The 9,796-nt window shown below is 72.1% G+C and carries 9 protein-coding genes and 1 pseudogene; 3 read left to right on the top strand and 7 right to left on the bottom strand.

Annotated elements, in window-relative coordinates; all coding sequences use genetic code 11:
- Positions 1-225 precede the first annotated feature (225 nt).
- Positions 226-432, bottom strand: coding sequence for a DUF5999 family protein (locus ACGFRB_RS30675; RefSeq protein ID WP_361230555.1), 207 nt, complete (start codon positions 430-432; stop codon positions 226-228).
- Positions 433-855: 423 nt separating this feature from the next.
- The gene (locus ACGFRB_RS30670; RefSeq protein ID WP_393247708.1) at positions 856-1,488 is read right to left on the bottom strand and encodes a hypothetical protein; all 633 of its coding nucleotides are present in this window, start codon (positions 1,486-1,488) and stop codon (positions 856-858) included.
- Positions 1,489-2,081: 593 nt separating this feature from the next.
- On the opposite strand from ACGFRB_RS30670, the gene ACGFRB_RS30665 reads away from it, so the two are divergent.
- Together ACGFRB_RS30665 and ACGFRB_RS30660 are read left to right on the top strand one after the other, a co-directional pair.
- Positions 2,082-3,578 (top strand): glutamate--cysteine ligase, encoded by a 1,497-nt coding sequence (locus ACGFRB_RS30665; protein ID WP_363007642.1) that lies wholly within the window; start codon positions 2,082-2,084, stop codon positions 3,576-3,578.
- Between the two features lie 65 nt (positions 3,579-3,643).
- Complete coding sequence (locus ACGFRB_RS30660) at positions 3,644-4,537, top strand: CPBP family intramembrane glutamic endopeptidase (protein WP_393247706.1); 894 nt, start codon at positions 3,644-3,646, stop codon at positions 4,535-4,537.
- Positions 4,538-4,705: 168 nt separating this feature from the next.
- Here the strand turns inward: ACGFRB_RS30660 and ACGFRB_RS30655 are convergent, their stop codons facing one another.
- From ACGFRB_RS30655 to ACGFRB_RS30635, 5 genes and pseudogenes are all read right to left on the bottom strand, one after another.
- On the bottom strand, positions 4,706-5,521 hold the full coding sequence (locus ACGFRB_RS30655) for a PhzF family phenazine biosynthesis protein (protein WP_363007646.1): 816 nt from the start codon (positions 5,519-5,521) through the stop codon (positions 4,706-4,708).
- Between the two features lie 222 nt (positions 5,522-5,743).
- Positions 5,744-7,114, bottom strand: a complete 1,371-nt coding sequence (locus ACGFRB_RS30650; RefSeq protein ID WP_393247704.1) for a tetratricopeptide repeat protein — start codon at positions 7,112-7,114, stop codon at positions 5,744-5,746.
- Between the two features lie 137 nt (positions 7,115-7,251).
- Positions 7,252-7,617 (bottom strand): hypothetical protein, encoded by a 366-nt coding sequence (locus ACGFRB_RS30645; protein WP_393247702.1) that lies wholly within the window; start codon positions 7,615-7,617, stop codon positions 7,252-7,254.
- 59 nt (positions 7,618-7,676) lie between these two features.
- Positions 7,677-7,787 (bottom strand): annotated as a pseudogene (locus ACGFRB_RS30640) (SAM-dependent methyltransferase); the annotation flags it as partial.
- Positions 7,788-7,980: 193 nt separating this feature from the next.
- Positions 7,981-8,874 (bottom strand): aminoglycoside phosphotransferase family protein, encoded by an 894-nt coding sequence (locus tag ACGFRB_RS30635; protein WP_393247700.1) that lies wholly within the window; start codon positions 8,872-8,874, stop codon positions 7,981-7,983.
- 196 nt (positions 8,875-9,070) lie between these two features.
- Here ACGFRB_RS30635 and ACGFRB_RS30630 point away from each other — a divergent pair, with 196 nt between their 5' ends.
- Positions 9,071-9,685 carry a PadR family transcriptional regulator gene (locus tag ACGFRB_RS30630; RefSeq protein ID WP_393247712.1) on the top strand — a complete coding sequence of 205 codons (615 nt, stop codon included), beginning with the start codon at positions 9,071-9,073 and terminating at the stop codon, positions 9,683-9,685.
- Positions 9,686-9,796: the final 111 nt, after the last annotated feature.

Genomic DNA, 9,796 nt, shown 5'->3' with positions numbered 1-9,796 from the left:
TGCCGGCCTCTCCGGGCCGGGGGTGGGGGGGGCGCCGGGGGGGGGGGGGGGTTGGGGGGGGGGGGGGGTTTTGGGGGGGGGGGGCGTGGGGGGGGGGGCCCGGGGCGCCCCCCCCGGCGGGGGTCAGGCGGATGCGGGACACCTGAGACGTACACAAGAGGGCCGGTCCGGAGATCTCTCCGGACCGGCCCTCGGCTCGTTCCGCGAGCCCCGGTCGAGCCCTGGTCAGGCGGCCGCCGTCACGGCGGCGGCCGTCGGCGGGCGGTGCGGGGCGATGATCTGCCCGTTCGGCAGCAGCTCGCCGGTGTCCTCGAAGAGCAGGACACCGTTGCACAGCAGGCTCCAGCCCTGTTCCGGGTGATGGGCCACGAGAAGAGCGGCCTCCCGGTCGGCGGAGTCGGCGGTGGGACAAGCAGGCTTGTGCTGGCACATGGGCGGATTCTCTCGCTGTGTCGTGGTGGATGTCCTGCGGCGCTTTGCTGGCATGGCCGCCCCCGTAGGTCGGTTGGGTTCCGGTCCCAGTCTTGCCTCACGAACGACGTTCCGCAGGTATTTCGCGGCACCTCGTCCTCTTCCTTGATGACGCGTCACCCGCAGGGGCGGTTCGCTTCAACTGCACCGCCTCTTCGGGGGGTTCGCAGTGGTCCAGGCGGGCTAGTCCGATTGGGAGAGGCGTCGGACAGCAGTGCGCCCGGGATGCCGGGGCGGGACCCGGCACCGTGTCGTCGGGCCGCTGTGACGGTGGCGTGCGGGGCGTGTGCGGCGCGCGGGGCGTGGCGTGAGCGGTGCGCGCGGTCGTGGGCGGCTGTGGGTTTGCTTCCCGGGCGGCCGCGCATGGCCGTACGTACCCCGACGTCAGGCCGTGGCGGAGTCGAGCAGGGGCGGTGGGGGGAGCCGCAGCCCGATCACGGGCAGCAGATCGGCGGCCCGGTAGAGGTGGTGCGCGGCGAACCCGGGAGGGGCGGGGGACAGCGGCACGAGAAGATCGGCCGGCCCGGGCGTGGTGCCGGTGCCGTCGGACTCGACATCGGCGTGCAGCCACAGGGCCAGCATGTACAGGCCCGGGACGCCGAGCAGCCTCGGCTGGTATGGCGTGCCGAGCGCATCGGCCTGGGCCAGCGCCCGCTCGGTGGCCGGGACGTAGGGCCCCTCGAAGAAGTGGGAGAAGGACCAGCCGTCCGGCGTGAGCGTGGTGTCCGCCGCCGCGATCGACCGCTCCCCGCAGCGGATCAGGAAACGCCAGCCCGCCAGCCGGGTGCGGTGCGGTGCTCCGGTCGTCCGTCCGGCCGGCCCCGAGGCCGCCCCTCCGGCCGCCCCCGCGCCGTGGGACCCGCCGAGCAGGTGGAAGGGCAGGGGCAGTTCGGCACTCAGCGGTCCCTGGACGGCCCGCAGGGCCGGGGTGCGTGGCTCGCGGACCGCCGCCGGGGAGCCGAGAGCCGTCAGGACGCAGCGGAGAGCCGGTGCGGGAGCCGGACAGAGACGGAGCATGGTGGGTCGCCTCTCACTCAGAAGACACGGAGTCAGACACGGAGTCAGGCACGGAGACACGAGGACACGAAGACACGAAGACACGGTGAAACGGTGAAGCGTGGCGGGTGCGACAGCGCTGTCGGCGACGGGGCCGGAGAGGCGGGCCACGAAGGGGTGGCCGTGCGATGGCACTCCGTGCCCCGTGAGTGGAGTTTATACGACATGCGTCTGCGCGGGGTTTCCGGCGGACGCCGCCGAAATTCCTGACAAGGCGTCATCCGGTCACATGTCCATGGCGATCGCATGGAACACATGCGTCCGGCGGAACGCCTTCCTGCACTTTCTCCGACAGGGCAGGTCGGCCGAATCCTTCCGGTGCCGATCACCGGCCGGTGGATCTCGCGACGATCTCCTCGCCGACCCGATCTCCGGAAATGTGTCTCCGGTATATGTCCATTGCGGCTTGCCCCTGGGGACTGCCCCTGGAGAATTCTGGTACAGAGTATTCGCTCACACTGTCGCTTCGCAGGCGTTGTCGATCAGCGGGCGGGGCATCATCGTCCGTGACTCTCGCGGCCGTCGTAGCGGCTGCCCACACGGGGAGGGCTTCGATGGGTGAGAAGGTCGTGGCCGAGCTGTTCGGCCTGTCCGACCGGCAGCGGTATCGAGGAAAGCTTCAGCAATGCCTTGCCGCGCTGGCGCGGCTGCTCGCGGAGAAGCGGTTCGACCGCGCGCGTAATCTTCTGGGCCTGGAGATCGAACTGAATCTGGCGGGTGACGACGGACTGCCCCGGATGCTGAACGTTCCGGTGCTCGACGCGATCTCCAGTCCCGATTTCCAGAGCGAACTCGGGCAGTTCAATCTCGAAGTGAACATCGCTCCGCACCGGCTCGACGGCCATGTATTCGACCGGCTCGCGGAGGAACTGCGGACCGGACTCGGGTACGCGGACCGCAAGGCACGGAGTGTCGGCGCGGGGGTGGTGATGATCGGCATCCTGCCGACGCTCACCCAGGACGACACGGCCCTGTCCAACCTGACGGTCGCGGACCGCTACGCGCTCCTCAACGACCAGATCCTCACGGCCCGCGGCGAGGACATCACCCTCGACATCCACGGCGTCGAACGGCTGCTGTGCCAGTCCGCCTCGATCACCCCCGAGGCGGCGTGCACGTCGGTGCAGCTGCATCTCCAGGTCACGCCCGCGCGGTTCGCGTCCGTCTGGAACGCGGCGCAGGCGATCGCCGGCGTCCAGATCGCCCTCGGCGCCAACGCGCCGTTCGTCTTCGGCCGGGAGCTGTGGCGCGAGTCCCGCCCGCCGCTCTTCCAGCAGGCCACCGACACCCGCCCGCCCGAACTCCAGGCGCAGGGCGTCCGGCCGCGCACCTGGTTCGGGGAACGCTGGGTGGAGTCGGCGTACGACCTCTTCGAGGAGAATCTGCGCTACTTCCCGGCACTGCTGCCGCTGTGCGACGACGAGGACCCGCTGGAGGTCCTCGACGCGGGCACGGTGCCCAAGCTGGGCGAACTCGTCCTGCACAACGGCACCGTCTACCGCTGGAACCGGCCGGTGTACGGCTGGGTCGACGGCGTCCCGCACCTGCGGGTGGAGAACCGGGTGCTGCCGGCCGGCCCGACCGTCACCGACGTCATCGCCAACGCCGCCTTCTACTACGGCCTGGTGCGCACGCTCGCCGACGAGTCGCGGCCGGTGTGGAAGCGGATGACCTTCGCGGACGCCGAGCACAACTTCGACACCGCCTGCCGCCACGGTATCGAGGCGGAGCTGCGCTGGCCGCGTTCCGGCCGCTCCGGCGGAACGGCCACCGTGCCCGCCGTACGGCTCGTACGCGACGAACTGCTGCCGATGGCCGCCGCCGGACTCGACGCCTGGCATGTCGAGCCGCGTGAACGGGATTTCTACCTCGGCATCATCGAGGAGCGCTGCCGGCGGCGGGTGAACGGTGCCTCCTGGCAGGCCGATACCTTCCACCGGGCCCTCGCGTCCGGTCTCGACCGGCCGGCCGCGCTGGCCGCGACGACCCGGCGCTACCGCGCGCTGATGCTGACCGGCGAGCCCGTGCACACCTGGCCCGTGGGGCTCTGAGCCGGGGCGCGGACCGTGTAGGTAGGGTGCCCGTACCCAGTACGCGAGGGAAACGGGAGAGCGGTGTGGTGTCGGAGCAACACGTGGTGGACCTCGGTCCGTCGCCCGGAGGTCCGACGCCGCGCCGGATCCTGCGCGACGAGACCCTGCTGGTGCTCGCGCTGTCCCTCGGCGCGAGCGGGGTGTCCGCGCTCATCAGCCTCATCGGGGCACTGACGCGGCCGGCCGCGCTCAATCAGCAGGCGACCACCATCAACAGCTCGTACGCGCCCGGGCGGCCGTGGCTCGACCTCGCGTGGCAGCTGTTCGGCATCGCCACCGTGCTCGTGCCGGTCGCCCTGGTCGCGCACCTGCTGCTGCGCGAGGGCGGGTGGGCGCGGTCGCTGCCGGGCGGGACGGCCGAGGGGGCGACGGCCGGCATACCGGGACGGGCGGCGGCAGGGGTGGCGCCGGGTGCGCGCGGACTGCGGGTGCTCGGCTTCGACCGCACCCGGCCGTGGCCGGACCTCGGACGCGGAGCACTGGTCGCGGCCGGCATCGGCAGCGCGGGGCTGGCCTTCTACCTGGTGGCGCGGGCGTCCGGGTTCAACCTGACCGTGGTACCGGAGTCGCTGCCGGACGTGTGGTGGAAGTATCCGGTGCTCATCCTGTCGGCGCTCCAGAACGCCGTCCTGGAGGAGGTCATCGTCGTCGGCTATCTGCTGCGAAGGCTCGACCAGTTGGGCTGGAGCACCCGCTCCTCGCTCGCGGCGAGCGCGGTGCTGCGCGGTTCGTACCACCTCTACCAGGGCATCGGCGGCTTCATCGGCAACGTGGTCATGGGCGTGGTCTTCGTCTGGCTGTACCGGCGCTGGGGCCGGGTCGGCCCGCTGGTCGTCGCGCACGCGCTGCTCGACATCGTGGCCTTCGTCGGCTACGGACTGCTGGCCGGGAAGGTGGGCTGGCTGCCCACGGTGTGAGCGGGCGGCATGGACCGAAGGGGTGTACGGCATGGCCGTACACCCCTTCGACGTGTTGCGCCGGGGCGTGCCCGGGTCCGCTCGGCTGGTCGGGCGTGCTCGGTTCGGTCCGGGGCCGTCCGGGTGCCGTCCGGGGCCGCTCGGGTGCCGTCCGGGTCCGCTCGGGTCTCAGGCGTGCAGCTCGCCGTCGATGACCGTGACGGCGTGACCGGTCAGCAGCGTACGGTCGCCGCGCAGCCGGACACGGACCAGACCGGTGCGCGCGCCGCCCTGGAATCCGGTGAGCTCCTCGCGGCCGAAGCGGGCGGACCAGTAGGGGGCGAGCGCCGTGTGGGCGCTGCCCGTGACGGGGTCCTCGTCGATGCCGACGCCGGGGAAGAAGCCGCGGGAGACGAACTGGTAGTCGCCCTCGGGACGGTCGGCGACGGCGGTGGCGATGACGCCGCGCTTGGACAGCGAGGCGATCGCCGTGAAGTCCGGGGCGAGGCCGCGGACGGTCGCCTCGTCCGCGAGTTCCACGACCAGATCGCCGATGTGCGCGGCGGTGTCGTGTACGGCGAGCGGCTCGGCGCCGAGCGCCGCCGCGAGGCCGTCCGGCACGGGCACCGGGGTGAGCGAGGAGGTCGGGAAGTCCATGGTGAGGGAGCCGTCCGGCTCGGGCGTGACGCTCAGGACACCGCAGCGCGCGGTGAAGCGGACGGTGCCGGTCGTGGCGCCGGCGCGGTGCAGGACGTGCGCGGTGGCCAGGGTGGCGTGCCCACACATGTCGACCTCGGTGGCGGGGGTGAACCAGCGCAGCGCCCAGTCGGCCTCGCCGCCCGGGGGCAGCGGGTGGGCGAACGCGGTCTCGGAGAGGTTGACTTCGGCGGCCACCCGCTGGAGCCAGGAGTCGTCGGGGAAGGAATCGGAGTCGAGGATCAGGACTCCGGCCGGGTTGCCGGAGAAGGGCCGGTCGGTGAAGGCGTCGACGATTCGGATACGCATGAGCCGGACCGTATAGGGCCACTGAAGCCGGGTGCCAAGGCCAATCGGAGAGGACTGGCCTTGTCGGTGGAGTGTGGGCGGGGCGAGGGTTGTCGGGAGAGAGCTTCCGATATTCGCTCTTTCTTAGGGATATAGGCCGGTGGCGGGGGTGCACCGCAGTGGTCGCCGGCGGGGCCGGGTCGGGCAGGGCGGGCAGGGGGAACGGCTGGCGGGGGAGGGTGGTCAGGTGAAGAGCGCGCCGGTCCAGACGAGGGGTTCCGGCTCGGGTGCAGCCTGCTGGAAGAGGGCTACGGCTTCGCGTACGCGGCCGAGTTCGACGAGATGACCGGCCAGTAGGTGGGCGGCGGCCTCGGTGTCGGCCTCGGTGCCGGACTCGACGTACGGCCGAAGGAGGGCGACGGCCTCTTCGAGACGGCCGTGCTCGGCGAGCAGGTCGGAGACGGCTCGGGCCGCGGTCCACGTACCGGCCCCGGGGTGCGCCCGCATCTGTTCGATCGCGGTGTCGAGCGGGCCGCACGCGGCCAGGAGCCGAAGCCGCAGCGGGAAGGAGTCCTCCTCCTCAACATCGTCGCCGTGGCACGAGGTGAACGCGTCGAGGTGGGCCAGTCCCTCCCGGGCGCGTCCGTGATCGGCGCACAGGGTGCACAGGGTGGCGACGATCCAGGAGTCGGCGCCCTCGGGGGAGTCCACGAGCGCGCGCAACACCTCGATCGCCTCGTCGACCCGGCCGTGCCGGGCCAGTAGCCGCGCCTGTTCCACCGTGTCGTGCGCCCGGTCCGCCGAGCGGTCCGCAGGCCGGTATGCGGCGACCGCGCCCGCTACGTCACCGCGCTCCTCCAACAGCTCGGCGAGGCGTCGTCTGCCGTGCCCGAGGTCGTCCTCCGCCGCGTACGCGCGGAGTTCGCCGATCCGGTCGTGCCGCGCCAGCAGATCGGCCAGCTGATCGCGGTCGCCGCCGGGGGCGCTGAACTGTCGGGCGCGCAGCAGAGTGATCGCCTCGTCGACGCGGCCCTGGCGCTCGCGGATCGTGGCCAGCAGACCGCGGGCGTCGTCGGGGTCGAGGCCGCGACAGCACCACGGGTTGTCGCACCGGTGGCCGTCCGGTATCCGGGCGGCCAGCAGCGCGGCGACCTCCTCGTCCCGGCCCGCGGCGCCACAGATGCCGACCAAGGCGCGGGCGAGGGAGCAGTCGTCGATCCCGGCGCTCAGCCGGGTGACCGCCTCGTCCGCGTGCCCGCTCCGGGCCAGCAGGCGCCCCAAGAATTTCAGCGAGTCTCCGCCCTTCGCCGCGTACGGCCTGACCAGCGCGATCGCCTCCGCCGCCCGCCCCCAGCCCTCCAGCAGCTCCGCTTGGACCAAGGCGGCCGGCCACCAGCCCGTGGCGACGTACGGAGCCAGCACCTCCAGCGCCTCCTCCCGCCGCCCCCGACCGCCGAGCAGCCGCGCCCACTCCCGCGCGCAGAACCACTCACCGCGACCGGCCCGGTGCTCCACTTCCCGCTCGTGGCCGAGTTCGAGCAGGCGGGAGACCAGAGGCGGGGGAATGAGGCCGGACTGCGTCCGGGTCTGACGGTCGAGGTCGTGGGCGTCCATGGCGTATCAGGCTAGTGGCCGCCTGCGACAGGGTGTCGTCGGGAGGCGGGCTTGGATACGCCCAGGCGAGGGGCTGTACGGGACCCATAGGCCCGTATCTGGCTGTGGCCGCGAAGCCGTTGGCGCCACCGGCCCGGCTAAGGCATCTCTTCTCCGGGAGCCGGCACGAGTGGGGTGAGGCCGAGCTGCTGTTCTGTGCGCTCCAGCCAGTTCCGGTACCAGCGGGCGAAGCCGTGCCCCGTCGGCTTGATCCCCTCGTCCATCGGCCGCAGGTCCTGCCAGACGGCGCCCTGGTGAGGTCCCGTCATCACCAGCAGGGTGGTGAAACCGCATCCCTGATCGCTGAGGAACACGGCGCCCGCCTCCTGGGCGTCGTACAGCTCGTCGTACCGTGCCTCCCAAGGCGCGTACACGCGGCGGAACGATTCGTCGTCCGCGAAGGCGTCCCGATCGGGCTCTTCCGTGTCGAGTGTGTCGAGTTCGGGCTGGAGATCCGGGGCCACGAAGAGCCGCGGCCGACCGGCCGCGCGGCCTCGTCATCGAGCGGCGGCGAGGAGGGCTACAGCCCGCCGGCGGCGGCGAAGGCCCGCGCCAGTGGGTCGCGGAGCAGGGCGTCCTCCCGTTCGGTCTCCAGCGCCCGCACCCGGGCCACCCCCACCGCCGTGGCCCACACTCCCGACGGCTGCTCCCACTCCCGCTCATCAGTCACCGCGCCAGCCCAGGGGCGATGTTCAGAGCGGGGCTGCCGCGTGGAGCCGGGTCCCCGCATCAGCCGGCCGGCCAGGTACGCACTGACCGCCCGCACCACTGGACCCATGGTTCACGGGGAGGCCGGCCGAACTGTCGTGGCGTACTGGCCGGCGGCGTCACTCCATCGACGTCAGGATGCGGCCGAGTGTCCGGCGCCCCATGCCGCTCAGCGTCGGATTGCTCTCGGCGTAGTACCAGACGACACCCATCGCCTGCTGGAACGCCCACGCCTTGCCGCGTTCCCACTCCGGATCGTCGCAGGCCAGAGCCCTCCGGAGCACGTCCCGAGGGCCGGTCCGCAACAGATGCCAGGCGCCGACGAGGTCCAGGGCCGGGTCGGCCGGGCCGAAGCCGCCGGTGTCGAGGACGCCGCCGAGCCGGTCTCCTGTGACCAGCACATTGCCGGGGGTCAGGTCACCATGGCTCATCACGTCGTCGGCCCACGTGCGGGGCAACTTCCGGAACTGGCTCCACAACTGGCGTAGCCGGGGCACGTTGAGCAACCCCTCGCTCTCCTTGAAGCACGTCGTCATCCAGTCGTCATGGTGAGCGAGAACGCCACCGCGCCCCTCGCCGTCGAACACCCGCCCCCGCGTCTCGGTGCCCCGCAGGGTCGCGATGAAGGCAGCGAGGTCCTCGGCGAAAGCGTCCGACCCACTCGGGTCGGCATCGAAGGCGACCGTTCCCGGCACCCACGTCTGGACCGACCAGGGCATGGGGTAACCCGGTCCGGGCTTTCCCAAGGCGACGGGTTCCGGGGCGGGGAACAGGGACACCCGCGCGAGTTCCGCGCTCGCCCGGGCTTCCCGTTCCAGCACGGTCAGTGCCTCGGCGGCATCGGTCAGGCGCAGGGGGAAACGCGCGGAGAGATCGTGCCCCACGCGGAAGACGGCGTGGACCGACCCGGCCGACGGTAGGAGCCGGACCGTCTTGTCGTTCCATCGAGGGAACTGCTCGCGGATCAGGCTCGCGACGATTTCGGTGGTCACGTCCACTTGGCCGTCGTGCATGGGCGTTCTCTCCGGCGTATCCATCGGTCCCATTCGAAACGCCGGAAGCGGACCGGGTCAACCGGGATTTCCGGTCGCCCGGCTGCCTCCGGTCACCCGCAGGGGCACTCGGATGTCTTGTCGGACGACAAGTTCCGATATATCGTTGAAGCATCGCGACAGTACAGCGATGGAACTCGATGGAAGGAGCACCGCGATGCGCGGCTACGGACACGAGTACGGACACGAGTACGGACACGGGAACTGCGGCCCCGGGTCCCGGGGCGAGGGTGAGGGGCGGCGGGCCTTCGGTCCGTTCGGGCCCGGCTTCGGGGGTGGACCCTGGGGCGGAGGCGGCTTCGGCGGCCGGGGGCGTGGCGGTGGGCGCGGGCGGGCGCGGCGCGGTGATGTGCGCGCGTCGATCCTGGCCCTGCTCAAGGACCGCCCGATGCACGGGTACGAGATGATCCAGGAGATCGGCGAGCGTACGTCCGGGGCCTGGAAGCCCAGCCCCGGGTCCGTCTATCCGACCCTCCAGATGCTGGAGGACGAGGGTCTGATCGCCAGCGAGAGCGAGGGCGGCAAGAAGCTGTTCACGCTCACCGACGCCGGGCGCGCCGAGGCCGAGGCGGGGCCAAAGGCCCCGTGGGAGGAGGCCGGGCGCGGCATCGACTGGGACGCCGTGAACGAGATCCGGCAGGCCGGGTTCGGTCTGATGGAGGCGTTCGGGCAGGTCTGGAAGACCGGCAGCGCCGAGCAGCGGCAGAAGGCCGTCGATGTCGTCAACGAGGCCCGTAAGAAGATGTATCTGATCCTGGCCGACGAGGACTGACCGGCCGGGTCCAGAGTGAGGGGGGGGGGGGGGGGGGGGGGGGGGGGGGGGGCGGGGCGGGGGGGGGGGGGGGGGGGGGGGGGGGGGGGGGGGGGGGGGGGGGGGGGTGCG

This window comes from Streptomyces sp. NPDC048718, assembly GCF_043198875.1.
In the GTDB taxonomy this organism is placed as follows: domain Bacteria; phylum Actinomycetota; class Actinomycetes; order Streptomycetales; family Streptomycetaceae; genus Streptomyces.
The sequence above is the reverse complement of the archived record's forward strand: the minus strand, read 5'-3'. Positions and strand labels throughout refer to the sequence as shown.